23 protein-coding genes and 1 riboswitch are annotated in these 25,305 nt (G+C 69.4%); of the genes, 10 read left to right on the forward strand and 13 right to left on the reverse strand.

The annotated features are described in order from the left end of the window. The first annotated feature begins 13 nt into the window (after window positions 1-13). Window positions 14-1,414 carry a PLP-dependent aminotransferase family protein gene (locus ACFWP7_RS11420; protein WP_384379665.1) on the forward strand — a complete coding sequence of 467 codons (1,401 nt, stop codon included), beginning with the start codon at window positions 14-16 and terminating at the stop codon, window positions 1,412-1,414. Between the two features lie 101 nt (window positions 1,415-1,515). Here ACFWP7_RS11420 and ACFWP7_RS11425 read toward each other — a convergent pair whose 3' ends face one another. The 4 genes from ACFWP7_RS11425 to rocD form a co-directional block, all read right to left on the reverse strand. Then, the gene (locus ACFWP7_RS11425; protein WP_384379861.1) at window positions 1,516-2,445 is read right to left on the reverse strand and encodes a hypothetical protein; all 930 of its coding nucleotides are present in this window, start codon (window positions 2,443-2,445) and stop codon (window positions 1,516-1,518) included. 81 nt (window positions 2,446-2,526) lie between these two features. Next, window positions 2,527-2,685, reverse strand: a complete 159-nt coding sequence (locus ACFWP7_RS11430; protein ID WP_384379668.1) for a hypothetical protein — start codon at window positions 2,683-2,685, stop codon at window positions 2,527-2,529. Then, window positions 2,682-3,098, reverse strand: a complete 417-nt coding sequence (locus ACFWP7_RS11435) for a hypothetical protein (protein ID WP_384379671.1) — start codon at window positions 3,096-3,098, stop codon at window positions 2,682-2,684. The genes ACFWP7_RS11430 and ACFWP7_RS11435 overlap by 4 nt, the downstream gene beginning before the upstream one ends. Window positions 3,099-3,203: 105 nt before the next feature. Then, complete coding sequence (gene rocD, locus ACFWP7_RS11440; protein WP_384379674.1) at window positions 3,204-4,424, reverse strand: ornithine--oxo-acid transaminase; 1,221 nt, start codon at window positions 4,422-4,424, stop codon at window positions 3,204-3,206. A gap of 129 nt (window positions 4,425-4,553) precedes the next feature. Further along, a riboswitch (ZMP/ZTP riboswitch) is annotated at window positions 4,554-4,640 on the forward strand. A gap of 41 nt (window positions 4,641-4,681) precedes the next feature. Here rocD and ACFWP7_RS11445 point away from each other — a divergent pair. Continuing rightward, the gene (locus ACFWP7_RS11445) at window positions 4,682-6,130 is read left to right on the forward strand and encodes a glycine hydroxymethyltransferase (RefSeq protein WP_384379677.1); all 1,449 of its coding nucleotides are present in this window, start codon (window positions 4,682-4,684) and stop codon (window positions 6,128-6,130) included. 131 nt (window positions 6,131-6,261) lie between these two features. On the opposite strand, the gene ACFWP7_RS11450 is transcribed toward ACFWP7_RS11445, so the two are convergent. The 3 genes from ACFWP7_RS11450 to ACFWP7_RS11460 form a co-directional block, all read right to left on the reverse strand. Beyond that, window positions 6,262-6,975 carry a hypothetical protein gene (locus ACFWP7_RS11450; protein ID WP_384379680.1) on the reverse strand — a complete coding sequence of 238 codons (714 nt, stop codon included), beginning with the start codon at window positions 6,973-6,975 and terminating at the stop codon, window positions 6,262-6,264. A gap of 200 nt (window positions 6,976-7,175) precedes the next feature. Then, window positions 7,176-8,264: a hypothetical protein gene (locus tag ACFWP7_RS11455; protein WP_384379683.1), complete on the reverse strand. Its 1,089-nt coding sequence runs from the start codon at window positions 8,262-8,264 to the stop codon at window positions 7,176-7,178. Beyond that, window positions 8,257-8,880 carry an RNA polymerase sigma factor gene (locus ACFWP7_RS11460; RefSeq protein ID WP_384379686.1) on the reverse strand — a complete coding sequence of 208 codons (624 nt, stop codon included), beginning with the start codon at window positions 8,878-8,880 and terminating at the stop codon, window positions 8,257-8,259. The genes ACFWP7_RS11455 and ACFWP7_RS11460 overlap by 8 nt, the downstream gene beginning before the upstream one ends. 77 nt (window positions 8,881-8,957) lie before the next feature. Between ACFWP7_RS11460 and trpS the strand changes: the two genes are divergently transcribed. The 3 genes from trpS (at window position 8,958) to ACFWP7_RS11475 (ending at window position 11,937) form a co-directional block, all read left to right on the forward strand. After that, window positions 8,958-9,971 carry a tryptophan--tRNA ligase gene (gene trpS, locus ACFWP7_RS11465; protein ID WP_384379689.1) on the forward strand — a complete coding sequence of 338 codons (1,014 nt, stop codon included), beginning with the start codon at window positions 8,958-8,960 and terminating at the stop codon, window positions 9,969-9,971. Window positions 9,972-10,230: 259 nt separating this feature from the next. Beyond that, the gene (locus tag ACFWP7_RS11470; protein ID WP_384379692.1) at window positions 10,231-10,815 is read left to right on the forward strand and encodes a 2'-5' RNA ligase family protein; all 585 of its coding nucleotides are present in this window, start codon (window positions 10,231-10,233) and stop codon (window positions 10,813-10,815) included. Window positions 10,816-10,983: 168 nt separating this feature from the next. Then, window positions 10,984-11,937, forward strand: a complete 954-nt coding sequence (locus ACFWP7_RS11475) for a YihY/virulence factor BrkB family protein (RefSeq protein ID WP_384379695.1) — start codon at window positions 10,984-10,986, stop codon at window positions 11,935-11,937. Here ACFWP7_RS11475 and ACFWP7_RS11480 read toward each other — a convergent pair. Then, the gene (locus ACFWP7_RS11480) at window positions 11,891-13,177 is read right to left on the reverse strand and encodes a D-alanyl-D-alanine carboxypeptidase family protein (protein WP_384379696.1); all 1,287 of its coding nucleotides are present in this window, start codon (window positions 13,175-13,177) and stop codon (window positions 11,891-11,893) included. The genes ACFWP7_RS11475 and ACFWP7_RS11480 overlap by 47 nt on opposite strands. A 91-nt stretch (window positions 13,178-13,268) precedes the next feature. Here ACFWP7_RS11480 and ACFWP7_RS11485 point away from each other — a divergent pair, with 91 nt between their 5' ends. From ACFWP7_RS11485 to ACFWP7_RS11495, 3 genes are all read left to right on the forward strand, one after another. Beyond that, on the forward strand, window positions 13,269-13,538 hold the full coding sequence (locus tag ACFWP7_RS11485) for an SCO4848 family membrane protein (protein WP_384379698.1): 270 nt from the start codon (window positions 13,269-13,271) through the stop codon (window positions 13,536-13,538). A 15-nt stretch (window positions 13,539-13,553) separates the two neighbouring features. Beyond that, entirely contained in the window at window positions 13,554-14,894 is a 1,341-nt protein-coding gene (locus tag ACFWP7_RS11490) for a metallophosphoesterase (protein ID WP_384379700.1), read from the forward strand. A gap of 310 nt (window positions 14,895-15,204) precedes the next feature. Beyond that, window positions 15,205-15,969, forward strand: coding sequence for a CDP-alcohol phosphatidyltransferase family protein (locus ACFWP7_RS11495; protein WP_384379703.1), 765 nt, complete (start codon window positions 15,205-15,207; stop codon window positions 15,967-15,969). 151 nt (window positions 15,970-16,120) lie between these two features. Here ACFWP7_RS11495 and ACFWP7_RS11500 read toward each other — a convergent pair whose 3' ends face one another. After that, on the reverse strand, window positions 16,121-16,891 hold the full coding sequence (locus tag ACFWP7_RS11500; RefSeq protein WP_384379706.1) for an FkbM family methyltransferase: 771 nt from the start codon (window positions 16,889-16,891) through the stop codon (window positions 16,121-16,123). A gap of 578 nt (window positions 16,892-17,469) precedes the next feature. Here ACFWP7_RS11500 and ACFWP7_RS11505 point away from each other — a divergent pair. Next, a complete protein-coding gene (locus ACFWP7_RS11505; RefSeq protein ID WP_384379709.1) occupies window positions 17,470-17,871 on the forward strand; it encodes an ATP-binding protein in 402 nt (133 codons plus the stop codon). Window positions 17,872-17,994: 123 nt separating this feature from the next. Here ACFWP7_RS11505 and ACFWP7_RS11510 read toward each other — a convergent pair whose 3' ends face one another. The 4 genes from ACFWP7_RS11510 to ACFWP7_RS11525 all read right to left on the reverse strand — a co-directional run bounded on the left by ACFWP7_RS11510 (window position 17,995) and on the right by ACFWP7_RS11525 (window position 22,669). Next, complete coding sequence (locus ACFWP7_RS11510; RefSeq protein ID WP_384379712.1) at window positions 17,995-19,605, reverse strand: sulfatase-like hydrolase/transferase; 1,611 nt, start codon at window positions 19,603-19,605, stop codon at window positions 17,995-17,997. 585 nt (window positions 19,606-20,190) lie between these two features. After that, on the reverse strand, window positions 20,191-20,439 hold the full coding sequence (locus tag ACFWP7_RS11515) for a hypothetical protein (protein ID WP_384379715.1): 249 nt from the start codon (window positions 20,437-20,439) through the stop codon (window positions 20,191-20,193). 65 nt (window positions 20,440-20,504) lie between these two features. After that, window positions 20,505-21,977: an ATP-binding protein gene (locus ACFWP7_RS11520; protein WP_384379864.1), complete on the reverse strand. Its 1,473-nt coding sequence runs from the start codon at window positions 21,975-21,977 to the stop codon at window positions 20,505-20,507. Window positions 21,978-21,979: 2 nt separating this feature from the next. Continuing rightward, window positions 21,980-22,669 carry a response regulator transcription factor gene (locus ACFWP7_RS11525; RefSeq protein ID WP_384379718.1) on the reverse strand — a complete coding sequence of 230 codons (690 nt, stop codon included), beginning with the start codon at window positions 22,667-22,669 and terminating at the stop codon, window positions 21,980-21,982. Window positions 22,670-22,847: 178 nt separating this feature from the next. Here ACFWP7_RS11525 and ACFWP7_RS11530 point away from each other — a divergent pair, with 178 nt between their 5' ends. Continuing rightward, window positions 22,848-25,253, forward strand: coding sequence for an MMPL family transporter (locus tag ACFWP7_RS11530; protein ID WP_384379867.1), 2,406 nt, complete (start codon window positions 22,848-22,850; stop codon window positions 25,251-25,253). The last annotated feature ends 52 nt before the right edge of the window (window positions 25,254-25,305 follow it).

The following is a 25,305-nucleotide window of genomic DNA, read 5'->3' on the forward strand; positions in this document are numbered from 1 at the left end:
ATGGTCCATTTCTATGGCAGAAGCATGGGCCACTTTGGGGGTCGACCTGCATGTCGAGCCGACCGGGCCCGGTGTCCGCAGAGGTCTGACGGACGCCCTGCGCGAGGCGGTCCGCAGCGGCAGGCTCGCCCCCGGAATCCGCCTCCCCTCCTCCCGCTCGCTCGCCGCCGACCTGGGCATCGCCCGCAACACGGTCGCCGACGCATACGCCGCGCTCGTCGCCGAGGGCTGGCTCACCGCACGCCAGGGCTCGGGCACCCGGGTGGCGGAGAGAGCGGTTCCGCGACCGGCGCCGGAATCGGCGCCCCGCACCCGTGAGCCGGGCCACCCCACGTACGACCTGGTCCCCGGCAGCCCCGACCTCGCCTCCTTCCCGCGCGCCGAGTGGCTCAGGGCCGCCCGCCGCGCCCTGACCGCGGCACCGCACGAGGCCCTCGGCTACGGCGACGCGCGCGGCCGCCCCGAACTGCGCACCGCCCTCGCGGGCTACCTCTCCCGCGCCCGAGGCGTACGGGCCGACGCGGACCACATCGTCATCTGCTCCGGTTTCGCGGACGCTCTGACGCTGCTCGGCGCGGTCCTGCACGGGCGGGGCCTGCGCTCGCTCGCCGTGGAGTCGTACGGCCTCGACGTGCACTGGAACCTGCTGCACCGCTCGGGCCTGCGCACCATCCCCCTGCCGCTCGACGAACTCGGCACCCGCACCGACGAGTTGACGGGCGTACGGGCCCTGCTGCTGACCGCCTCGCACCAGTTCCCGATGGGAGTCCCGCTCCACCCCGACCGCCGGGCAGAGACCGTGGACTGGGCCCGCCGCACCGGAGGGCTGATCCTGGAGGACGACTACGACGGCGAGTTCCGCTACGACCGCCAGCCGGTCGGCGCCCTGCAAGGCCTCGACCCCGACCACGTGGTCTACCTGGGCACCGCCAGCAAGTCTCTCGCCCCCGGTCTGCGCCTGGGCTGGCTCGTCCTGCCGTCGTCGCTCGCGGGAGAGGTCTCGGCACTGAAGGGCGGCGGCGGTTGGTCCACCGGCGTGCTCGACCAACTGACCCTCGCCGAGTTCATCACCTCCGGCACCTACGACCGCCACGTCCGTGCCGCCCGCCTCCGCTACCGCCGTCGCCGCGACGCCCTGGTCTCCGCCCTGGCCACCCGCGCCCCCGCGGTCCACGCCACCGGCATCGCGGCCGGCCTGCACGCGGTCCTCCAACTCCCGCCCGGCACCGAGCAGTCGGTCCTGCGAGCGGCAGCCTGGCAGGGCCTCGCCGTGCACGGCCTGTCCCGCTACCGCCATCCGCACGCCGTCACCGATCCGCTCGACGCGCTGGTGGTGGGTTACGGCACGCCGCCGGACCACGCGTGGTCGGGGGCGCTGGATGCGCTGTGCGGTGCGCTGGAGGGCCACTCCTAGCCCGTCCGGCGTTTGAGGACGAGCGCGTTCAGCGCGATACGGGGTCCCGGGGCGGAGCCCCCGAGTACGGGACGGACAGCGGCGGAGGGGGCGAAAAACCCCTACGTCCCCCCATCCACCGGCGCCTCCCCGAACCGCGCCAGCACCAACGCCCCCACCACCGCGACCGCGAACCCCAGCACGGCCAGCCACGCCAACCCCTCCCGCGTACGATCCCCCAGCCACACCACCCCCACCAGCGCGGGCCCGACGGTCTCCCCCACGACCATCCCGGCGGTGGCCACGGTCACCGACCCCCGCTGCAAGGCCGACGTGAGAAGCAGAAACGCCGCACCTCCGCCGACGAGAAGCGCGTACGTCGCCGGGTTGCGTAGGAGGTATCCGACGGCGAGTTCGTCGATCAGCCGCACCGCCACCTCGACCACCCCGAACCCCAACCCGGCCCCCAACCCCAGCACAAGCGCCCGCCCCCGCCCGGGCAACCGCCCGCCCACCGCCCCCAGCAGCAGCACGGCCACCGCGGTCCCCACCATCGCGTACCTCAACGTGTCGGACCCCGCCCGGTCCCCCTCGGCCCCCGACGCCAGCCCCAGCATCGCGAGCCCGGCGCACACCACTCCCACCGCACCCCACTCGACCCGGCTGAGCCGCACCCGCAGCAGCCGCGCCGCGACCACCGCCGTCACCGCCAGGCTCGCGGCGAGCGCCGCACCCACCGTGTAGATGGGCAGGGATCGCAGCGCCGCGATCTGCAGCAGAAACCCGGCGCCGTCGAGCGCGAGCCCCACGAGATACCGCCACTGCCGCAACGCCCGCAGGAGCAGCGCGGCATCCACCCCGGACCCGCTGCCGGAGCCGCTGCCGGAGCCGCCGCCGGACCCGCCGCCGCCGGACCCGCCGCCGCCGGAGCCGCCGCTGTCCGAGCCACCGCTGCCTGAGCCGCCGTCGCCGGCTGCCGCCGCCCGCGCGGCCATCGCCTGCAACACCGTCGCCGTACCGAAGCAGACGGCCGCACCAAGGGCACAGGTCATTCCAAAGAGCACGCAGTGACTGTAATGAAGCGGAGGCGTGTGGCCGTCGTCCTCCTTGGTCTCGGCCGGGTGGGCCCGGGCTCATCTGGCACCGGCCGGGTGGGCCCGGAAGAAGTCGGTCAGTTCTGCGACTGCGGGGCCCACGTGTCGCTCCTTGTCGTGGAGATCGACATGACTGGCGCCGTCGATCCAGTGGAGTTCCTTGGGGCCACGGCCGCTCTGGAACGCCTCGACGCTCATCCAGGGGTCACCACTTGGCGTCCCACGACCATCAGCAGGGGGCGCGGCACGATCAGCTCGACGAAGCGGAAGGCGTCGAAGGACACCATGCGGTCGATGCTTGACCAGGTGAGGAACTTCGCCGAGCGCGGATGCCGAGCGCGGTCGGTGCAGTAGTCCTCGAAGCCCTCGAAGCCCTCGAAGCCGTGCCGGCCGCCCAGAGCGCGGGCCTGCTCGGCGGTGTCGGGGAACAGCTGGAAACTCGGGACGCCCTCGCCGCGTGCTTCGGCGGTAGGGGCGGTAGGGACGGCAGGTGTGGTGCATGCAGCTGCAAGGCGGAGGCGGGAGTCGACGCGATGGGGGTCCCCCCGCTTGAGCGAAGCCGAGAGTGGGGGAGTCGGCGAGTGACGACAACGCGGCTGGGGGTCCCCCACTCCCTTAAGGCAGTGGGGGAGTGCGTGCCACCCCCCGCGTCTGCGGCACGATTGGCCGGACAGGTCCTAGCCCAGTCCTAGCCCAGTCCTAGCCCAGTCCTAGCCCTACGTCTCGACCGTGAGCACCGCGTCGAGCTGGGCGAGCCCCCAGTCCAGGTCCTCCTTGCTGATGACCAGCGGCGGGGCGATCCGGATGGTGACCCCGTGGGTGTCCTTGACCAGAACACCCCGGTCCATCAGCTTCTCGGAGATCTCCCGGCCCGTTCCGTACGCCGGGGCGATGTCGACACCCGCCCACAGCCCGCGCCCGCGCACCTGCGTCACCTGGCCCGTGCCCGTCAACAGCCCCAGCTCGTGGTGCAGATGATCGCCCAGCTCGGCGGCCCGCCGTTGGTACTCGCCCGACCGCAGCATCGCGATCACCTCAAGGGCCACCGCACAGGCCAGCGGGTTCCCCCCGAACGTCGACCCGTGCTCACCCGGCCGGAACACCCCGAGCACCTCGGCCGAGGACACCACCGCCGACACCGGCACGACCCCGCCCCCGAGCGCCTTGCCCAGCACATACACATCGGGGACGACCCCTTCGTGCTCACAGGCGAAGGTCCGGCCCGTCCGACCCAGCCCCGACTGGATCTCGTCCGCGATGAACAGGACGTTCCGCTCACGCGTCACCTCGCGCACCCCCTGGAGGTAGCCCTCCGGCGGCACCAGCACCCCCGCCTCCCCCTGGATCGGCTCCAGCAGCACGGCGACGGTCTCCTCAGTGACCGCCGCTCGCAACGCCGGCAGATCCCCGTACGGCACGACATCGAAGCCCGGCGTGTACGGCCCGAAGTCCGCCCGCGCCTCCACGTCCGTGGAGAAGCTGATGAGCGTCGTCGTACGGCCGTGGAAGTTGTCGCTCGCCACCACGATCCTCGCCCTGCCGTCCGGGACACCCTTGACTCGGTACCCCCACTTCCGGGCCGTCTTCACCGCCGTCTCCACCGCCTCCGCTCCCGTGTTCATCGGCAGCACCATCTCCATGCCGCACAGCTCCGCCAGCTGCGCGCAGAACTCGGCGAACCGGTCGTGGTAGAACGCCCGTGACGTCAGCGTCACCCGCTCCAGCTGCGCCCTCGCCGCGTCGATCAGCCGCCGGTTGCCATGGCCGAAATTCAGGGCCGAGTATCCGGCCAACATGTCGAGATAGCGGCGCCCCTCGACATCCGTCATCCAAGCCCCGTCCGCCGTCGCCACGACAACCGGCAGGGGCTGGTAGTTGTGCGCACAGTGCGCGTCCGCCGAGGCGATGTACGCCCGCGTGGTCTCCGTAGCGCTCACGGGATCCTCCGTTTCCTACCGCACAGGGGAAGGCGAGTGGGATCGGCTTCCGGCCCATTCCTATCGTCCCTCTCGTCGCCCGCATGATGGACTCGGAAGCCTCGCGATCCGGCGTGCCCGGTAGGGTGACCGGCGGGCCGTGACTGGCGCGCTGGGATGGGAACGACCATCGGGGAGCGGCTCGCAGACCGAGTGCCGTGCGCCTGGGCCGAACCGTGAATCGTGAATGCCCTACGCCACGCCGTCCGGAGGCCGCCATGTCACAACAGCCCCTTTCCACCGAGTCCACCGCCTTCCGCAGCGCCCTCGAAGTGATCCGGGCCGTGGAGCCCCGCGTCGCCGACGCGATCAGCCAGGAAGTCGCCGACCAGCGCGACATGCTCAAGCTGATCGCCTCCGAGAACTACGCCTCCCCGGCCACCCTCCTGGCCATGGGCAACTGGTTCAGCGACAAGTACGCCGAGGGCACCGTCGGCCGCCGCTTCTACGCCGGCTGTCGCAACGTCGACACCGTCGAGGCCCTCGCCGCCGAGCACGCCCGCGAACTCTTCGGCGCCGAGCACGCCTACGCCCAGCCGCACTCCGGCATCGACGCCAACCTCGTCGCCTTCTGGGCCGTCCTCGCCCAGCGCGTCGAAGCCCCCGCGCTCGCCAAGGCGGGCGTCCGCAACGTCAACGACCTCACCGAGGCCGACTGGGCCCAGCTCCGACGCGACCTCGGCAACCAGCGCATGCTCGGCATGTCCCTGGACGCCGGCGGCCACCTCACCCACGGCTTCCGCCCGAACATCTCCGGCAAGATGTTCGACCAGCGCTCCTACGGCACCGACCCCGCCACCGGCCTCATCGACTACGAGGCACTGCGCACCTCCGCCCGTGAGTTCAAGCCCCTGATCATCGTCGCCGGCTACTCCGCCTACCCCCGCCTGGTGAACTTCCGCATCATGCGGGAGATCGCGGACGAGGTCGGCGCCACGCTGATGGTCGACATGGCCCACTTCGCCGGCCTCGTCGCCGGCAAGGTCCTCACCGGTGACTTCGACCCCATCCCGCATGCCCAGATCGTCACCACCACCACGCACAAGTCACTGCGTGGCCCGCGCGGCGGCATGGTGCTGTGCGACGAGACCCTCGCCGAGCAGGTCGACCGCGGCTGCCCGATGGTCCTCGGTGGCCCCCTCCCGCATGTCATGGCCGCCAAGGCCGTCGCGCTCGCCGAGGCCCGCCGCCCCGACTTCCGCGACTACGCCCAGGCCGTCGTCGACAACGCCCGCGCCCTCGCCGAGGGCCTGATGCGCCGTGGCGCCACCCTGGTCACCGGCGGCACCGACAACCACCTCAACCTGATCGACGTCGCCTCCTCCTACGGCCTCACCGGCCGCCAGGCCGAGACCGCCCTGCTCGACTCGGGCATCGTCACCAACCGCAACTCCATCCCCGCCGACCCGAACGGTGCCTGGTACACCTCCGGTATCCGCATCGGCACGCCCGCGCTGACCACGCGTGGTCTGGGCGCGGTGGAAATGGATGAGATCGCAGGTCTCATCGACCGCGTCCTCGCCGCCGCCGAGCCCGGCACCACCGCCAAGGGCAAGCCGTCCAAGGCCCAGCACGTCCTGGACCCGAAGATCTCCGACGAGATCTCCCACCGCGCCACCGACCTGCTCACCGGCTTCCCCCTCTATCCGGAGATCGACCTCGGCTGACTCTTCGTGGCCGGGGCCCGTGCTTTATGGGTCTCGTCGGCTTCACGGCTTCACGGCTTGATCGAGTCTCGTGGCGCCCGCGAGGGTCACGAGCGTCGCGGCGTTCGTGAACATCGCGGGCGCCACGAGACTCACAAGTCGATTAGCTCCTGTCGCGGTCCCGGCTCCCGCTTCGTCCGCCGTCGGGCCACCGGGACCAGCGGACGCAGCACCAGCACCATCGCAGCTCCGGCCGCGGCTCCCGGTATGGCCCACCACCAGTCGGTACCGTCGCCCGGCGTTGCGGTGGCCGTCACAACGGACTGGTCGGCGGGCCCGGAGGCGGGGGATGCGGCGTCCTCCGTCTCCCAAGGCGCCGGATAGATCGCCCCGGAGCCCGCACCTGACGACTTGCCCAGCACGCCGAGCGACTTGAACAGCGCCCGCACCTCGTCCGGCTGCTCGGCCTTGTGCCAGTAGCCGTTCGTGGACTGCGGCACGTCGTTGGCCGTGTGTATCCAGACGTCTCCGCCTCCTGCGGTGTCCGGATACACACGGTCGACCCGCCACGGCGACACGTCATGGACCAGCCACGTGACATTGATCTGACGGCCGTCGCCCACGCCCAGCCCGGGCGGCTCCTCGCGTGAACCGCTGGTCGGGTCGCCGAGCAGGCCCTGCAACTCGCCGTATTCCTCGTCCGAGTAGTACAGCGCGGCCGTCTCCTCGCTCTCCGGCGAGACCACCAGCACACTCGTCGGACCGCCCGCCGCCGCAACCGGTGCGCTCAGCAACACCACGGCGACTGCCATCGCCAACGCCCCGAACGCCCCCAGCACCGTGACCAGTTCACGAATCCTGCGCATCCCAACCCCCCCAAGCAACCAGTCGATCCAGGTGCGGCGCCGCCCGCCCGCACACTGCGTGTCACTTCTGGTACACCGCTCGACGCGTCCGGGTTCCCATTCCGCCCGGACCTGTTTTGGACCAGCTCCAGGGCCAGCTCCGGTTGCCAGCTTCGGGGTCGGCTCCGGGGCCACCTCCGGGACCAGTTCCGGCTCCCGGGCTAAGTCCCGGGCTCGTCGGCGGACCGGTCGGTGGACCGGTCGGTCGGCTGGTTGACGGACCTGGCGATCTCCACCGCCCGTGACTTGGACGCCACGCCCTCCAGCCGCAGGGTCATGTCACCCCCGTGCGTCCAGAGCAGAGTCGGTCCTGCGGTCCGCTGTGAGCGGGTGAACCGGTCGCCGTGCTCGTCCACCAGCCAGAGCTCCAGGAGATGAGGCTCGGGGAACCACAGCGCCTGATTCGCATAGTCCGTGCTCGCGCCCAACGGCACCCACTCAGGCTGCTCCGACACCATCTTGGTGAACGTCGGGTCCAGTTGCGCCGCGAACTCGTCCAGCCGGATCGTGTGCCCCTGCTCGCGCCAGCACAGGGTGACCAGGAAACGCCCCTTCGGCTCACGCGTCACCACCACCGCTCCCGGTGTCCCCAGAGCAGGGGGCACGAGTGGTGCGAAGCCCGCTTGCCGTCCGGCCTCGGTGAGTGTCAGCGAGGTGCCCTCGCAGTCGGGCACCTTCGCTCCGTGAGAGGGCACCGCCGACGGGTCGTACCGCACCTCGACCCCGCCGAAGCCGAACCAGTCCACCACCGCGGCCCGCACCGGCGGCGTGAGCACGAGGACCGTGAGCAGTCCGCACAGCCCCGCCGTCAGCGCACGCCAGCGCGTCCGGGCCCAGCGGCGCATCCCGCGGAGCCGCTCGCCGCGGCTGGGAGGCTCGGCTGCCGGGACAGGGACAGGGACAGGGACAGGGACAGGGACAGGGACCGGGACCGGTACCTGGGCAGGGGCCGGGACGGTAATGGGGACCGCGACCGTTAGCCGCTCGGCGAGTATCTGCTCCAGCACCCGCTCGACCATCGACTCGCTTCCGGCCGCCCCCGGCTGATCCAGCGAGCGCCCGAGCGCCCGCAGCTCCTCGGGCAGCCGAGAGAAGCCCTCCTGCCCGCGGTCACGGTCATGCCCGCGTTCGCCCTCACGGTCATGCCCGCGCTCACGGTCATGCCCAGGCTCACCCCCCTGCCCACGCGCACGCCGACCCCGGTCGCCGGAGGACGATTCCGCGCCCCCAGGCTCGTACGGCTCACTCATGCTCATCACCTCCCTCCACGGACTCCCGGTGATTGCCGGGCTCGAAGTCCGGCAGTAGCCGCTCCAGCTTCCGCAGGGCGCGGTTGAGCCGTGACTTCACCGTGCCGCGGGGCCAGCCAAGGGCCTGGGCCGTCTCCGACTCGTCCATCTCCAGGAGATAGCGGTAGGTGACGACGAGCCGATGGTCCTCGCTCAAGCGGTCCAGGGCGGCCAAGAGTGCCGCGCGGCGCTCTATCTCCAGCGCCGCGACCAAAGGGTCCGCCGCATCCGGTATCAGCGGCTCCGCCTCCACGAGCGCGGCCTCGCGGCCAGCCAGTGTCCGCTGGCGCACCGCCGTCCTTACTGTGTTCCTCGTCTCATTGGCGACGATCGACAGCAGCCACGGCTTGAACGCCGCGCCGTCCCGAAAGCGCCCCAGCGAGCAGTACGCCTTGATGAAGGCCTGTTGCACCACGTCCTCCGCGTCCGCACCCGCCCCCAGCGCCTTGGCAGCCCTGATCGCGATGCCCGTATGGGCGCGCACCAGCTCCGCGTACGCCTCCGGCTCCCCGGCGCGTACCCGTGCGATCACCGCGGCCTCGTCGACGACGATGCGGCCCCCCTCCCGCGTCCTCACACTCTTGCTACACCGCCCGAGCCCAATCGGTTCCCACCTGTTCCCGAGCAATGAGAGTCACCTGAGAGAATGGCCCCATGGCCTCTGATCGTCCCCGCGTGCTCTCCGGAATCCAGCCCACCGCAGGCTCGTTCCACCTCGGCAACTACCTTGGCGCCGTCCGCCAGTGGGTGGCTCTGCAGGAGTCCCATGACGCGTTCTACATGGTCGTCGACCTGCACGCGATCACCCTTCCGCAGGACCCCGCGGACCTGCGCGCCAACACCCGGCTGGCCGCCGCGCAGCTGCTCGCAGCGGGGCTCGACGCGGACCGTTGCACGCTCTTCGTCCAGAGCCACGTCCCCGAGCACACCCAGCTCGCCTGGATCATGAACTGCCTCACCGGTTTCGGCGAGGCGAGCCGTATGACCCAGTTCAAGGACAAGTCCGCGAAGCAGGGTGCCGACCGGGCTTCCGTCGGCCTCTTCACGTACCCGATCCTCCAGGTCGCGGACATTTTGCTGTACCAGGCCAACGAGGTCCCCGTCGGGGAGGACCAGCGCCAGCACATCGAGCTCACCCGGGACCTCGCCGAGCGCTTCAACGGCCGCTTCGGCGAGACGTTCACCGTTCCGAGGCCGTACATCCTCAAGGAGACGGCGAAGATCTTCGATCTCCAGGACCCGTCCATCAAGATGAGCAAGTCGGCGTCCACTCCGAAGGGCCTCATCAACCTCCTCGACGACCCGAAGACGACGGCCAAGAAGGTCAGAAGCGCGGTCACCGACACGGACACCGTCGTCAGGTATGACGCGGGGCAGAAGCCGGGTATCAGCAACCTGCTGACCATCTACTCGACCCTCACGGGAACCGGTATCGCCGAACTGGAGGAGAAGTACGACGGCAAGGGCTACGGTGCGCTGAAGACGGACCTCGCCGAGGTCATGGTCGACTTCGTGACGCCCTTCCGGGAGCGCACCCAGCAGTATCTGGACGACCCTGAGACGCTCGACTCGATCCTGGCCAAGGGTGCCGAGAAGGCGCGTGCCGTCGCCGCCGAGACGCTCTCCCAGGCGTACGACAGGGTCGGCTTCCTGCCCGCCAAGCACTGACAGCGGGTACGGAGGGGGTGCGGCAGGGGCACCGGGGCTATACCGGCTGGGCCGTCATGGTCGACAAGTCCGCCAGGGATGTCAGGGCGACAGGGCGACAGGGCGACAGCAAGGCCGTAAGCCAGTACGAGACGAGTGCAACACCCGCACGACAGCCGGGATCGGGCCGCACCGTCGTACAGTCGATAGCCGTACCAGCCAAGCGGTCACGCCTGCCCGCGAGGAACCGAGAAGAACCGATACGACGACAGGAGACGACGTGGGGACCGTAACGATCGGTGTGTCGATCGCGGTCCCGGAGCCTCACGGCAGCCTGCTCCAGGAGCGGCGTGCGGGCTTCGGTGACCTCGCGGCTTCCGGCATCCCCACGCACGTCACCCTGCTGCCGCCGACGGAGGTCGACGACTCGGCGCTGCACGCGATCGAGGCGCACCTCGTCGAGGTCGCCGCCGCCGGGCGCCCCTTCCCGATGCGGCTCTCCGGGACCGGCACCTTCCGCCCGCTGTCGCCCGTCGTGTTCGTGCGCGTCGTCGAGGGTGCCGAGTCCTGCACCTGGCTGCAGAAGCAGGTCAGGGATGCCTCCGGGCCCGTGGCACGCGAACTGCAGTTCCCCTACCATCCGCACGTCACCGTGGCACACGGAGTCGACGACGAGGCGATGGACAGGGCGTACGGGGAGCTCGCCGGGTACGTGGCCGCGTGGCCGTGCACCGGGTTCGCGCTCTACGAGCAGGGCGCGGACGGGGTCTGGCGCCAGCTGCGGGAGTTCGTCTTCGGCGGCGCGGTGGTGCCTCCGCAGGCCTGTGCGCCCGCTGAGCGCGACACCACACTGCCCGCGCACTGACGGAGTCGGTCGCGGACCCGCATTCGCTGCCGTGGGCGTGGGCGTGGGCGTGGGCGTGGGCGTTCCTGTGTTCGGTCTGCGCGTCTCGTACCGCCGACACGGGCTCCTGCTCGTGCGCTTTTGGGGTACCCGCACATTGGGTTTCCGAGGTGAGGGCAGAGTCAGATCATGGACTGGCTGAAAAAGCTTCCCGGCGTGGGACCGTTGGTCGTTCGCCTGATGGCCACGCACGCGTGGCGGTCGTACGAGCGTCTCGACCGGGTGAAGTGGACGCGGCTCGCCGCGGCGATGACCTTCATCAGCTTCGTCGCGCTCTTCCCGCTGCTCACCGTCGCCGCCGCGATCGCCGCCGCCACGTTGAGCAGTGAGCAGCAACAGGATCTCCAGGACAAGATCGCCGAGCAGGTGCCGGGCATCTCCGACCAGCTCGACATCAGCTCGCTGGTCCAGAACGCCGGCACGGTCGGTGTCATCGCCGGCGCCATCCTGCTGTTCACCGGCATCGGCTGGGTCGGTCAGATGCGGGACTGCCTGCGGGCGGTGTGGGAGCTGCCGGACCCGGAGGAGAACCCGGTCCTGGTCAAGCTCAAGGACGCGGGCATACTCATCGGGCTCGGCGGCGCCATGCTCGTCACCATCGCCGCCTCCACCGTCGCGTCCACGGCGGTCGGCTGGACGGCCCGCCAGATCGGTATCGACGAGAACGGCTGGGGCGGTGGTCTGCTCCACATCGCCGCGTTCGCCGTCGCCGTACTCGCCGACTTCCTGCTCCTGCTGTACCTCCTCACGCTGCTGCCCGGCGTCGAGCCGCCGCGCCGTCGGCTCCTCGTCGGCGCGCTGATCGGCGCCAGCGGGTTCGAACTGCTCAAGCTGCTGCTCAGCGGCTACATCAGCGAAGTGGCGTCGAAGAGCATGTACGGCGCGTTCGGGGTGCCGATCGCGCTGCTGCTGTGGATCAACTTCACCGCGAAGCTGCTGCTGTTCTGCGCCGCCTGGACGGCGACGCAGAGCGAGGAGGACATGGTCGAGGAGGTCGAGGAGGTCGAGGAGGTCGAGGAGGCCGAAGACGCCGAAGTCAGCGACGGCGGCGCATCAGATCCGGCAGCGGCCAGCGGCGGTTGACGAGGAAGCTGCCGGCCGCGATCAGTACGAGGAGGCCGCCCGCGACGGCCAGGGCGATCCCTACGCCGCTCGAACCGCGCTCTGCCCCGGCGGACGCGGCCACCGGCTTTGAGGACGCGGTGTCGGTACCTGGCGTGGTCGCGTTCGCGCTCGGCTGCGCGCTGGTGTCGACGCCCTGGGGCGGCACCAGCTCGCCCACCGGCTCGACCTTGCCCGCCGCCTGGAAACCCCAGTCCAGGAGCGCGGCCGCCTCCTTGTAGACCTCGTTGTGCTCGGCCTTCTCCGGATTCATCACCGTGACGAGCAGCACCTTGCCGTTGCGCTCGGCGACGCCGGTGAAGGTGGCCCCCGCGTTCGTGGTGTTGCCGTTCTTCACACCTGCGATGCCTTGGTACTGCGAAATGTCGCTGTCACCCGTGAGCAGGCGGTTGGTGTTCTGGATCTCGAAGGAACCGCGGGTTGTCTTGCCCTTTTTGTCTTTCGTCGTTTCGCCCGGGAACTTCGCCGACACCGTAGAGGCGTACTCGCGGAAGTCCGCCTTCTGCAGCCCGGAGCGGGCGAACAGCGTCAGGTCGTACGCCGAGGACACCTGGCCCTTCGCGTCGTAGCCGTCCGGACTGACCACCTGCGTGTCGAGGGCCTGGAGTTCCTCCGCGTGCGCCTGCATGTCGTTGACCGTCTTGTCGACGCCGTCGTTCATGGCGGACAGGACGTGTACGGCGTCGTTGCCGGAGCGAAGGAAGACGCCGAGCCACAGATCGTGGACCGTGTACGTCTCGTCCTCCTTTATCCCCACCATGCTCGATCCCGCGCCGATGCCTGCCAGGTCGGAGAGCACGACCTTGTGCTCCGTGGTCTTCGGGAACTTCGGCAGCAGTGTGTCGGCGAACAGCATCTTCAGAGTGCTCGCCGGGGGCAGCCGCCAGTGCGCGTTATGGGCGGCCAGGACCTCGCCGGACTCGGCGTCGGAGACGATCCAGGAGCGGGCGCTGATGTCCTTCGGCAGTACGGGGGCGCCGGTGCCGAGGTTCACCTGCGTCCCGGCCTTGCCGAGCTGTTCGCCGCCCACCGTCGACATGTTCGCCGGGGGTGAGGCCGAGGGGGTTGGGGACGGGCCTGCGTCCGCGAGCGCGAACGCGGGCGCGGCGAGGGAGAGGGACAGCAGGGTCGCGGAAGTGACCAGCAAGGGCCGCAGGGCGGTCTTACTGCTGGCGGACGGGGTCGAGTTGGTGGCGGGCACGGTCGAGAAATTACATGGCTCCGGCCGGGAAGTCCCATTCCCCTCCCCACCCCGGCGCCGGAGCCCGGTCGGTGACGGCGATACTGAACCCATGAAGCTCACCCGCCCCGTCTCCTGGTTCCTGGTCGCCTTCGGGGTGTGGAGCTGGGTCATCTGGATCACTTTCATCAAGAATCTGTTCAAGGACGGCAGCGGGCTCGCGTTTGAGGACGGAAGTCCTACCGCGTACTTCTGGGTGCACCTGACGCTCGCCGTCGTTTCCTTTGTCTTGGGGACGGTTGTCGGGGGGATCGGGTTGCGCGGGGTTCGCGCCTTGCGCCAGATGTCGTCGGACCAGGCGTCGCCACACCAGACGCCATAACGGGGGTACGACACCGTGGTCGTTGTCTTTGTGCTCATTCTGGTGGCCGTGGTGGCCGCGCTCGGAGCACTGCACTGGTACGAGTGGCGCCGCCTGGTGCACGATACGACCCGCGCAGCGGGGCCGGCCCGGCGCCTGGGCGCCGTCGTGTTCGTCGCCGGGCCCGTGCTGATGGTCACGGCTCTCGTCGCCGAGCGCAGCGGTGCGCCGTTCTGGCTCCAGCAGACGCTGGCCTGGCCCGGGTTCCTGTGGCTGGCGCTGTTCATGTATCTCGCCCTGAGCCTGCTGGTGGGGGAGGTCGTACGGCCGTTGCTGCGGCGGTTCCTGTCGCGGCGGGAGGCCGCCGCGCCTGGTGCGACTGCCTCGCCCGCGGTTGTCGTCGGGTCGGGGCCGCACCGGAGCATCCGTCCTCGGTCAGGCGCGGAATCGGCTGCTCCGGAAGCTGACGGTGTTGACGCGCCAGCCGCTGCGGGCGGACGTTCCGGTACGTCCCCTTCGGCCGGTTCTGCGCCTGCGGGTGGTGGCGCCGGGCCGTCTCGGCGGCTTTTCGTCTCCCGCGTGGTCGGGGGTGCCGCGGCTGCTGCCGCCGTCGGAACTGTCGGGTACGGGACGTACGGCGTCCTGCGTGGGCCCTCCGTCAAGCGGGTGACCGTGCCGCTGGCCAGGCTGCCGCGCTCCGCGCACGGGTTCCGGATCGCGGTGGTGAGCGATATCCACCTGGGGCCGGTTCTGGGCCGGGGCTTCGCGCAGAAGGTCGTCGACACCATCAACGCGACCCAGCCCGACCTCATCGCCGTCGTCGGCGACCTGGTCGACGGCAGCGTGAAGGACCTCGGGCCCGCCGCGGCACCCCTCGGCCAGCTCAGGGCCAGGCACGGGGCGTTCTTCGTCACGGGCAACCACGAGTACTTCTCCGGTGCCGAGCAGTGGGTCGAGGAGGTACGGCGGCTCGGGCTGCGCCCGTTGGAGAACGCGCGCGTGGAGCTGCCCGCCTTCGACCTCGCCGGGGTGAACGACGTGGCGGGCGAGAGCGAGGGGCAGGGTCCCGACTTCGCCAAGGCGCTCGGCGACCGGGACACGTCACGGGCCAGCGTCCTGCTTGCCCACCAGCCGGTCCAGATCCACGACGCCGTCCGGCATGGCGTCGACCTCCAGCTCTCCGGCCACACCCACGGCGGGCAGTTGTGGCCCGGCAACTTCGTCGCGGACCTGGCGAATCCGACCCTGGCGGGGCTGGAGCGGTACGGAGACACGCAGTTGTACGTCAGCCGGGGTGCGGGCGCCTGGGGGCCGCCGACGCGGGTGGGGGCCCCGTCGGACATCACGGTGGTCGAACTGGCTTCACTGCAGGCCTGACAGCTTGGGGAGGGGGAGGGGGAGGGGAAGGGCAGGGGAAGGGGAGGGTGTCGGCGGGAGCAGGTCGCGCCAGCTGTTCGCCTGTGCCGTGGTATCCCTTTGCTGCCGTGTGTGTCGGCATCCCGGGCGCCTGTGCCGGGGCAGTGGTCTCCGCCGGTTGGTCTGCTTCCGTCGGTGACGTCGGCTTCCGGGACATGAAATAAGTAAGTGGGCGTGCCCTGGCTTTGAATGGTCTGGCGTCGGCGGACGTATTGGTCAGGGTGCGGCGCCGACACCGGGCCGCCTTGACGGGTGGGCTTTAGGAGGAACGGTGACGGATCTCGCGCAGCGAGAAGTGGCTCTGCGGATCTACCCGCCAACTCTGGGCGTCGTGGTCCAAGCGGCCGTTCTGGTTCTGCTGGGGGCGACAGTGGGACTCGGCGTAGCCGGTTGGCTCGTGGGGCTGGGGTATTCCGTTGTTACGTGGGTCTTGCTCTCGCGCGCGCTGCAACAGCCCGATGTTCACCAGTGGGGACCTGCTGACAGCGTCACCTTTGGCAGGCTGATCCTGACCGGGGGTGTGGCGGCTCTTGTCGCCGACTCCGTTGGTGGAGACGCGTATCGGCCGGTGCTGATCGGATTGGCCGCACTTTCCCTGATTCTTGATGCCGCAGACGGTCAGGTAGCCCGCCGAACAGGCACTGCTTCGAGATTCGGTGCACGGTTCGACATGGAGGCGGACTCCGTCCTGGCCATTGTCCTGAGCGTCTTTATCGCGACGTCTCTCGGTTGGTGGGCCGCTGCGATCGGGCTTTTCCGCTACACCTTCGTGTTGGCATCATGGGCGATGCCCTGGCTGTGTGCCCCGCTGCTGCCTCGAATGTCACGGAAGGTTGTGGCAGCTTCCCAAGGTGTTGTGTTGGTTGTCGTCAGTGCGGGGCTCCTCCCTCTGGAAATGGCGCAGGTTTGCGTTGCGCTCTCAGTTGGCACGCTGGTCTGGTCGTTCGGCATCGATGTGGCGTATTTGTGGCGGCAGTCGGCGCGGAAGCGGCTGACGAGACTGCGTACGGCTGACCTTGAGTTTGTGTTGCGGTAGTAGTTGGTGGCAAAGCCCCTCGACTTGTCTCTGTGAGGTCTGCGCGGGGGTGTGGTCCGGCCGGTCAAGTCGCGGAGCTGCCGTGGTGTTTTGCCTGGTGGTGCCGGTCGGGGTGGTACGACCGTAAGAGCCGTTACGCGACTGCGCCTTGCTACGACAGGCAGTAGATGTCGCCGGAGTTTGCCTCGTGCGGAAGCGCCAGGATGTGAGCGGCCATCGTCTCGGACGAAACCCACTCATCGAAATTTAGGTTCATGCTCTCGCCCATGGACACGTTGAAGAGCCCGAACCCCAGTTCTGTCACGCGGTCCAGGCAGCGCTGCGCGACCGCACGTTCGATCGTCGTGAACTCGAATGACAGTGCAGGCAGTGGGCGGCTGAGTCCGGACAGTACTGAGGCTTCGAAGCCCTCGACATCTATCTTGGCGAATGCCGGCGTACCGTACGTTTTGATGAGACTGTCGAACGTGACGACCGGCACGTCCATCTCCGCGTCCCATACCTGGTCCTGCCAGCCACCTGCTCCGTCGGCGGCTTTTATGAATTCTGCTGATGCCGTGGAAACTGTGGGATTGAGTGAGTTTATGTAGAATTTCGTCGCTCCCTCGTGTGCGCCGCACACGGCTTCGACGGATATTACGTCCTCGTCACCTGCATAGATTTCTTGGATGGCGCGGATGCACAGCGGTTGCGGCTCGACGGCTGTCACACGTGCCCCCAGTCGGCGAAAACTGCCAATGCGATCGCCGACGTGGGCGCCGATGTCGAAAACCAGGTCGCCGGGCCGCACGAACTGTGCGTAGAAAGCGTCCATTGCCGCATCCTGCCCGGCGTTCCCGTAATAGAAATTGAGTGACCGGTGGATGGGGGAAGCGGTCGGATCGGATTTTAGGGATTCCAGTGCGTCATTGTTGAAGTCCATGTGGGATTGTACCCCGGCGCGGGCCCTGTTCGATGTTCGATAAGGCAGGTGCCGGCGTTATGTACTGTCCGGGGGTGATGGCGGACAATGCTTGAAAGGCTGAGCCTTTCTCATTCCTCATTCCTCGTCTCGGTGGGGGGCGAGGGAGCTCCGCTCGTCGGCGGGAGCGGGAGCGGGAGCGGGAGCGGGAGCGGGAGCGGGAGCGGGAGCGGGAAGCGCGGGTTGGCGGTGTGGGCCTCTGCCGGCTGGTTCCGGCCAGTCGGCAGGACGCGTGGGGGGCCTCGCGGCGGCACTCGTCCGGGAGTTGCTTGACGCCGTGGCCCGCGATGTTCCGCTGATTCCCCTGTGGCGGCGCAAGGAGTATGTACTCAGAGGTGAGGACGTCGGCGGCGGCCGGTATCCGTCGGGCGGACCGGGGTCCTCCGCCTCTGGCGGCTGAGCTGGATATGACAACCGACGTGATCTCCTGGGTATGACAGCTGTCGTGATCCCATGGGTCGGCACTCATCCGAGTGACATCGCGCCCCTGCCCAACGCAGCACCATGTGTCGGAGGTGTGTGCAGGGTGAGGAGCAGATGTGCTGAGACGCAACTCATTTCGGCTGCCCCGGCATCCGGCGTCCGTCGGTCTCGCCCGGCGCCGGGTACGGGACCATCTGGCCGACTGGGGTCACGACACCGATGACCCGGCACTCGCGGACGCCGTCCTGCTCGTCTCGGAGCTGGTGACCAACGCCGTGCGCCACGGCCCCCTCCTTGAGCGGGAGTTCGAGGTCGCGGTGACCGCCCTCGCCGACGGCTCCTGTTTCATCGAGGTCTCCGACGAGGGCTTCGCCGAGCCCCGGCTGCGGACGGTCGCGGAGTGGGAGGAGGCCGGGCGCGGCCTTCACCTCGTCGAGAGCCTGGCCGAGGCGTGGGGGGTGTGGAGCCGGGGGCGCTACGGGAAGACGGTGTGGGTGCTGGTGTCGGCGTCCGACTGACCGGCGTCCGGCTCACAGACGTCCAAGTGGTCAGCGTCCGGCTTACCGACGGACGTCCGTATGACCGGTCGCCGGTCGCCGGTCATACGGACGTCGGTCATATGGACGTCGGTAAGGCGGTCATCAAGGGGTCGGCGTGGAACCGTACGCCGTCATGAATCGGTCGCGGAAGTCGCTCATTTTCCAGACCGGGGTGGTCTCATTGGGCTGCAGCCCGTCCGTCCAGCCCCAGTCGGCGATCTTGTCGAGGACCTTGGGATCCTTGGCGACGATCGAGACCGGCACGTCACGGCTGGCGTTGTTGCCGCTGACCCGGGCGATGGGCTGATGGTCGCCGAGGAAGATGAGCACGGTGTTGTCGTTGCCGTACTTCACCAGGTAGTCGATGAGGCTGGTCACCGAGTACTGGATGGACTTGCCGTACTCCTCCTTCGACCTGGTGGAGTTGGTGAGGAGCTCCGCCGGGTCCGTGCCCGCCTTCTCGATGGCGTCGTAGATCGAGCCGTCGCCGACCTGGTCCTGGGGGACCATCTTGGGGATCGGTCCCCAGGGCTGGTGGCTGGAGGTCAGGATGATCTCCGACATCAGGGGCTTGTCCTGCTGCTTGCCGTGCTCCAGGCGTTCGAACGCGGTCAGGGCGTACTGGTCGGGCATGGTCGACCAGCTGAACTTCGGGCCCTTGTAGCCGAGTTCGTGCGAGTCGTACACGTTGTCGAGGCCGAAGAACTTCGCTTCCGGCCAGGTCTTCTGGACGCCCGGCATGATGCCGACCGTGCGCCAGGCGCCCGTCTTCTGGAAGGCGCTGGTGAGGGTCATGTGGTCGCCCGTGGTGACGGTGCGGTAGCGCTGCTGGTTGTTGATCCACAGGCCTGACAGGAAGGTGGAGTGGCCCAGCCAACTGCTTCCGCCGTACGTCGCCGAGGTGAGCCAGCCGCTCTCGGCCGCGAACCCCGCCTTCTGCAGCTTCTCGTTCTCGGCGGTGAGGGTCGCGGTCACCCCCGGCGAGATCAGCGGGTCGTCGATCGCGCTGCGGCCGTAGCTCTCGATGAAGGTGATCATCATGTCCTTGCCGCGCAGGTCGGTCAGCAGCTGGTCCGGCGGGGTGTCGGCGAAGACGTCCTTCTTGGCCACCTTGGCGAACTCCGCCTCGTCCCGCAGGGTGTCCTGCACCGACTCCGCGCGGACACGGACGAGATCGGCCGCACGGCCGGCGGCGATCGGCAAGTCGGGCGTGAACTGTAGGCCGAGCGCCGCGCAGGTGATCCAGACGGTGCCGAAGACCAGGGTCGTGCGCGTCGCGGCGGCGGTGTGCCGGGCCATGACGTTGCCCAGCCGGACGACCGCAAGTGTCATGACGACGAGCACGACGAGGACGAGGGCCAGAGCCGCGACGACGGTGGCGAGCGTGCCGGTCTTGCCGATCGTGTCCTGGAGGTACGTGTGCGCGTCGCCGAACAACGTCCAGTCGAGGACCAGGTTGAAGTCCCGCCCCAGGTACTCCCTGAAACCCATGTCGAGGAGGTTCAGGACCATTTGCACGCCGAGGGCCAGCCCCGCGAGCACCGCCACGATCACACGCGGCTTGCGTGGAAGGGCGATCAGAACCGCGGCGCCGAAGATGGCCTCCACCGGGATGCGGACGAAGGCGCGCGGGACCATGCCGATGATGGTGTTCGACATGAGCAGGGTGAACAGCACGAGCGCGGCGGCGAGCGCGGTGGTGGTCCACGACACCGCCGTCGCGGCAACGGGGTACCTGTCACGCCAGCCGCGCCACACGCGCCAGCCACGCCCACCGAGAGCCGGGGCCGCTTCAGGTGTGGGTTCGGGGGTCGGTTCGGGGACGCCTTCCGCTGTGGGTTCGGGGGCGCCTTCGGCTACGGGTTCGGCGGTGGCTTCGGCAGTGGGATCGGGGGCGCGTTCGGAAGTGGGCTCCGATACGGACTCGGGAGCGGCTTCCGTAGTGGGTTCGGAGGTGGGCTCCGGTGCGGACGCTGCCGTGGGCTCCGGTTCCGACTCGGCCGTGCCGCCCGCCGTCGCCTCGGAAGTGGCCTCAGGCGTCGGCCCCTCAGGCGTCGGCCCCTCCTCCGGAGGTGCCTGCGTCTCATCCGTCGTCTCGCTCGTTTTCGGCAGCTGGCGAGAGCTCGTGTTGAACGACAACCCGGCGGTCCTTCCGTGCGAAACGCTGTGCTGGTGCGGAGGATGGCGGATCAGCGTGAACAGGCCAGGCCGGTACCACCTGCATTTGTGTACGGCACGGTGTCGGCCCCCGTTCAATCATCCAGGTCCGCTTCCGGTCAAGCGGGTCACCGTATCTGGTCAAGCGGACTCACCAGCACCAGTCAGACCCATCGAGATCATCGAGTCGGCACAGGTTGTCAGACCCATCGAGATCATCGAACCGGCACAGGTTGTCAGACCCATCGAGATCATCGAACCGGCACAGGTTGTCAGACCCACCGAGATCATCGAACCGGCACAGGTTGTCAGACCCACCGAGATCATCGAACCGGCACAGGTCGCCAGACCCACCGAGATCATCGAACCGGCACAGGTCGCCAGACCCACCCAGGGCCACCGGACTTAACCGCCTCACCAGCTCCACGCGGGCCGACCGCAGGCCCGCCACGGGCTCAGGGCCGCCGCCGCGCAGGCAGCACCACCGTCACGGCCAGCCCCTCACCCGGCGACGTCCGCACCGCGACCTCGCCCCCGTGCGCCGTCACCACCCCCTGCACGATCGCCATGCCGAGCCCGCTGCCGGCCCCGCCGCCCGCCCGGAAGAAGCGGTCGAAGATACGCGCCGCGTCGTCCTCCGCGAGCCCGGGACCCTCGTCCGCGACACACAGTCGTACGACGCCGTCCGCACGCTCCAGACCTAGCCGCACCGGCACCTCCGCGGGCGTATGAGTGCGTACGTTGCCCACGAGGTTGCCCAGGACCTGCCGCAGCCCCGACTCGTCGGCGTGTACGAGGAGGGTTCCCTCGGCGCCGACGGTCACCGGGCGGCCGGGCTGCTGGGCCCGTAGGTCCTCGGCCGCGTCCCGTACCAGACGGCTCAGGTCGACGTTCTTGAAGCGGAGTTCGGGTCGCTGGTCGAGGCGGGCGAGGGTGAGGAGTTCGTCCACGAGACGGCCCATGCGGTCGGCCTCCGCGTGCATCCGGTCCCAGGCCCGTCTGCGCTCGACCGGATCGGGCAGCATCCCCTTCTCGATCAGCTGGAGATAGCCGCGGATCGCCGACAGCGGCGTGCGCAGCTCGTGCGAGGCGTCGGCGACGAACCGGCGCAACTGGGCCGCGCTCTGCTCACGCGTCCGGTGTGCCGACTCGACCTGGTGGAGCATGGAGTTGAGGGCGATCCGCAGCTGCTCGACCTCCTGGGTCGGATGGCGGTTGGAGGGCACTCGCCGGGTGAGGTCGCCCTCGGCGATCGCCGACGAGGTCTCCACCATGTCCTCCAGCGGCCGCATCCGGCGCCGCACGCTGAACATGGTCAGGCAGCCGAGCAGTGCCAACAGCAGTGTTCCCATGGCCACATCGAGCTTGAGCGCCTTCGCGATGCCGTTGTGCAGCCCGTCGGTGGAGGTGGCGAGCAGGACGGATGTGCCGTCGGCGAGCCGTGCCCCCGTTGCCCGGTAGGCGGCACCCTGCACGGTGACGTCGTGCGGTTCGGGGTCGTCGGTGAGTACGCGCGGGTCGTCCACGGCGGCGGCCAGAGCGAGCTGGGAACCGGTCAGCTTGAAGCCGCCGATGGCAACGGCGGTGCCGCTGCCGTCGACGGCCGTGAAGATCGAATCCGGCGTCGGTGACTTGTCCGTCTCCGGTACGAGCCGGTCGCGTATAAAGGTCAGTGCGCTCAGCGAGTCGATCTGCCGCATGGTGAGCTGCGAGCTGCCCAGTGAGTCACGCGTCTTGGCCAGATCCGTGTCGATCTGGTCGAGCAGATAGTGCCGCATGCCCATCAGGCTCACCGCGGTCGCCACGATGATGCCCAGGGCCAGCAGCGCCACGTTCGCGAGCGTCAGCCCGCCGCGCAGCGAGTGGATCCCGTGGTGGTGGCAGCGGGATCCACGGGTCTTCACGGACGGGAGCACCGCGCGCCACATGCTCATGCGAGCCCGTATCCGACGCCCCGCCGGGTCTGGATCACCGGCGGCCCCAGCGGTTCGAGCTTGCGCCGCAGATAGCTGATGTACGTCTCCACGACGGTCGACTCGGCCGAGTGCTCGTACTGCCACACGTGACGCAGGAGCTGCTCCTTGGGGACGATCCGCCCGCCGTTGCGGACCAGGAAGCGCAGCAGGGCGTACTCGGTGGGGGTGAGCTCCACCGTGTGGTCCCCGCGGTGCACGCGGTACGTCGTCTCGTCCAGCTCCAGGTCGCCGTACCGCAGGGGCGGGCGCTCCGGCAGGACGTCGGCCGGGCGAGTGCGGCGCAGTACGGCTGTGATCCGGGCGACGACCTCGTCGATGTTGAACGGCTTGGTGATGTAGTCGTCGCCGATGGCGAGCGCGCCCACGATCTCGGCGGGCGCGTCCCGTGCGGTGAGGAACACGACCGCCAGGTCCGGCTGGCGTACGCGCAGCTCGCGGCCGAGCGCCCGGCCGTCGCCGTCCGGCAGCATCACGTCGAGCAGCGCCGCGTCGGGGCGGGTGCGCTCGGCGAGCGTGAGTGCCTGGCGGACGGTGCCCGCCACCATCACCTCGAAGCGGTGGTAGCGCAGGGCGATGGTCAGGACGTCCGCGATGCTCGGCTCGTCCTCGACGACGAGGACCGTGGCTCCCTCGTGAGCGGTCATGCCCCCCAGTATCCGCGCCGCCACTGACAGCGGGCCCGTTCCGCCCCTTGGAGTTCCTTGAGAGTCATTGGAGTTCCTTGAGAGTCATGGGCGGGCGCTGCCGTACACCGCAGGGTCTCGACATCCTGAGGGCTCAGGACCCGGGGGACCCGACAAAGGAGCGTTGAGCGTGGCGACATTGGCGCGGTGGTGCTTTCAGCACCGGCTGGTGGTCCTGTTGCTGTGGGTGGGGGCGCTGTTCGGACTGGGCTTCGCGGGTTCGGCCGCGGGCACGAACTATGCGGAAACTTTCTCTCTTCCCAACACGGACTCCAAGCGTGCGTACGACCTGATGGAGAAGGCCTTCCCCGAGCGGGCGGGCGACACCGACACGGTGGTGTGGAAGGTCGACAGCGGATCGGTGCGGGACGATTCCGTACGATCCCGGATCGAGCCCGCGCTGGCCGAGATCGGCAAGATGAAGGGCGTCGGCGACGTCACCAACCCGTACGCGGCTGGGGGCGCCGCGCAGATCAGCAAGGACGGGCGGATCGCGTACGCCCAGGTCACCTTCGCCGAGCAGGCGAACGCGGTACCCAAGGAACTGGTCCAGGACGTCGTCGACACCGCGCAGGGCGCCGAACAGGCGGGCCTCGACGTGGAGTTGGGCGGCCAGGCGATCCAGCGCGTGCAGGAACCGCCGAGCGGACTGGCCGAGTTGGTGGGTGTCGGAGCGGCCGCGATCGTGCTGTATCTGGCCTTCGGCTCGTTCCTCGCCATGCTGCTGCCGATCGGTATCGCCATCTTCGGCGTGGGCACCGGCATGTTCTCGACCCAGCTCCTCAGCCATGTCACGAACGTGCCCGAACTCGCCTCGCTGCTTGCCACGTTGATCGGCCTCGGCGTCGGTATCGACTACGCGCTGTTCATCGTCACCCGGCACCGGCGCGGTCTGATGCGCGGCGAGAAGCCGGAGGACGCGGCGGTCACGGCCCTCAACACCTCGGGCCGGGCGGTGCTGTTCGCCGGCGGCACGGTGGTCATCGCGCTCGCCGGAATGCTGGTGATGAACCTGCGCTTCCTGGACGGTGTGGTCATCGGCACGGCGGTCACCGTCGTACTGAGCGTCCTCGCGGCGATCACGCTGCTGCCCGCGCTGCTCGGCCTGCTCGGCACCCGGGTGCTCAGCCGCCGCCAGCGGCGCAGGCTCGCCGCCGAGGGACCGCAGCCGGACCGTACGAGCGGCCTGGCGGTGCGCTGGTCCGCGACCGTCGAGCGGAACCCGCGGAAGGTCGCCGCGCTGGCCGTCGTCGTCATGGCGGTCCTCGCGCTGCCGTTGCTGTCGCTCCGGCTCGGTACGACCGACCAGGGCAACGACGACGCGTCGTCGACGACCCGGCAGGCGTACGACCTGCTGGCCGAGGGCTTCGGCCCCGGCTTCAACGGCCCCCTCCAGGTGGTCACGGAGAGCCCCGACACCGACGCCCTGGTCACGGGCATCCGCGCGACCGACGGCGTTGCCCAGGTGGTCGCCCTGCCGCCCGGCCAGGGCGTCACGGTGATCCAGGTGGTGCCGACCACGTCACCGCAGTCCGTCGAGACGGACGAGCTCATCGACACCCTGCGCGAGCAGGTGATCCCGGACGCGGGCGTCAGCGCCCATGTCGGTGGCGTGACAGCGGTGTCCAAGGACTTCTCGTCCGTTACCGCGGACCGGCTGCCGTACTTCATCCTGGCCATCATCGGCCTGGGCTTCCTGCTCCTGATGATCGCCTTCCGCTCGATCGTCGTACCGCTGACGGCCGCGGTGATGAACCTGATCGCGGCCGCCGCGTCCTTCGGCGTACTCGTCGCGGTCTTCCAGTACGGCTGGGGCCTGGACCTGCTGGGTCTCGGCAAGGAAGGCCCGATCAACTCCTTCCTGCCCGTCATCATGCTCTCGCTCCTCTTCGGCCTCTCGATGGACTACCAGGTGTTCCTGGTGAGCCGGATGCACGAGGAATGGGTGCACACGAGGGACAACGCACGGGCGGTCCGCGTCGGCCTGGCGGAGACCAGCCGGGTCATCAACTCCGCCGCCCTGATCATGGTCTGCGTCTTCCTGGCCTTCGTACTGAGCGGCGACACCGGCGCCGCGATGGCAGGCGTCGGCCTGGCGGCGGCCGTCGCACTGGACGCCTTCATCCTTCGTACGGCCCTGGTGCCGGCGGCGATGCATCTGCTCGGCAACTCCAACTGGTGGCTGCCCGCCGGACTGGAGAAGCGGCTGCCGCATCTCGCGGTGGAGCCGAAGGAGGACGCGGACGCCGCGTCTCCCACGGCCTCGTCCGGTACGACGGTGGTCCACGGCTTCGTCCGTGACGGGGAGGGCGCGCCGGTCGAGGACGCGGTCATCCTGCTGCTCTCGAAGGGCGGCCGCCAACTGGACCGCGTGAGCTCGCTGGCCGACGGTTCGTACATCGTCTCGGCGCCGGCCCCGGGCACGTATCTGCTGGCGACGACGGCACCCTCGTACGCACCCCGGGCCCGGCACGTCGTCGTGACCGACGAACCGCTGGTGCACGACGTGGAGTTGGCGGACGGGGAGGTCGACGCGGTCACCTGAGGTGAAGGGAGGGGCGGGCTTCTGGAGCCTTGGATACAACGCTCCAGAAGCC

Source organism: Streptomyces sp. NPDC058470, assembly GCF_042721055.1.
Classification (GTDB): domain Bacteria; phylum Actinomycetota; class Actinomycetes; order Streptomycetales; family Streptomycetaceae; genus Streptomyces.

What these genes read in the sequence shown, in the direction of transcription:
- ACFWP7_RS11520 (WP_384379864.1), bottom strand. Translation starts at nt 21,977, where the DNA reads ATGTGGCGCGCGGTGCTCCCGTCCGTGAAGACCCGTGGATCCCGCTGC.
- ACFWP7_RS11450 (WP_384379680.1), bottom strand. Translation starts at nt 6,975, where the DNA reads ATGCGCAGGATTCGTGAACTGGTCACGGTGCTGGGGGCGTTCGGGGCG.
- ACFWP7_RS11500 (WP_384379706.1), bottom strand. Translation starts at nt 16,891, where the DNA reads ATGGACTTCAACAATGACGCACTGGAATCCCTAAAATCCGATCCGACC.
- ACFWP7_RS11430 (WP_384379668.1), bottom strand. Translation starts at nt 2,685, where the DNA reads ATGAGCGTCGAGGCGTTCCAGAGCGGCCGTGGCCCCAAGGAACTCCAC.
- ACFWP7_RS11525 (WP_384379718.1), bottom strand. Translation starts at nt 22,669, where the DNA reads ATGACCGCTCACGAGGGAGCCACGGTCCTCGTCGTCGAGGACGAGCCG.
- ACFWP7_RS11485 (WP_384379698.1), top strand. Translation starts at nt 13,269, where the DNA reads ATGAAGCTCACCCGCCCCGTCTCCTGGTTCCTGGTCGCCTTCGGGGTG.
- ACFWP7_RS11475 (WP_384379695.1), top strand. Translation starts at nt 10,984, where the DNA reads ATGGACTGGCTGAAAAAGCTTCCCGGCGTGGGACCGTTGGTCGTTCGC.
- trpS (WP_384379689.1), top strand. Translation starts at nt 8,958, where the DNA reads ATGGCCTCTGATCGTCCCCGCGTGCTCTCCGGAATCCAGCCCACCGCA.
- ACFWP7_RS11455 (WP_384379683.1), bottom strand. Translation starts at nt 8,264, where the DNA reads ATGAGTGAGCCGTACGAGCCTGGGGGCGCGGAATCGTCCTCCGGCGAC.
- ACFWP7_RS11425 (WP_384379861.1), bottom strand. Translation starts at nt 2,445, where the DNA reads ATGACCTGTGCCCTTGGTGCGGCCGTCTGCTTCGGTACGGCGACGGTG.
- ACFWP7_RS11445 (WP_384379677.1), top strand. Translation starts at nt 4,682, where the DNA reads ATGTCACAACAGCCCCTTTCCACCGAGTCCACCGCCTTCCGCAGCGCC.
- ACFWP7_RS11420 (WP_384379665.1), top strand. Translation starts at nt 14, where the DNA reads ATGGCAGAAGCATGGGCCACTTTGGGGGTCGACCTGCATGTCGAGCCG.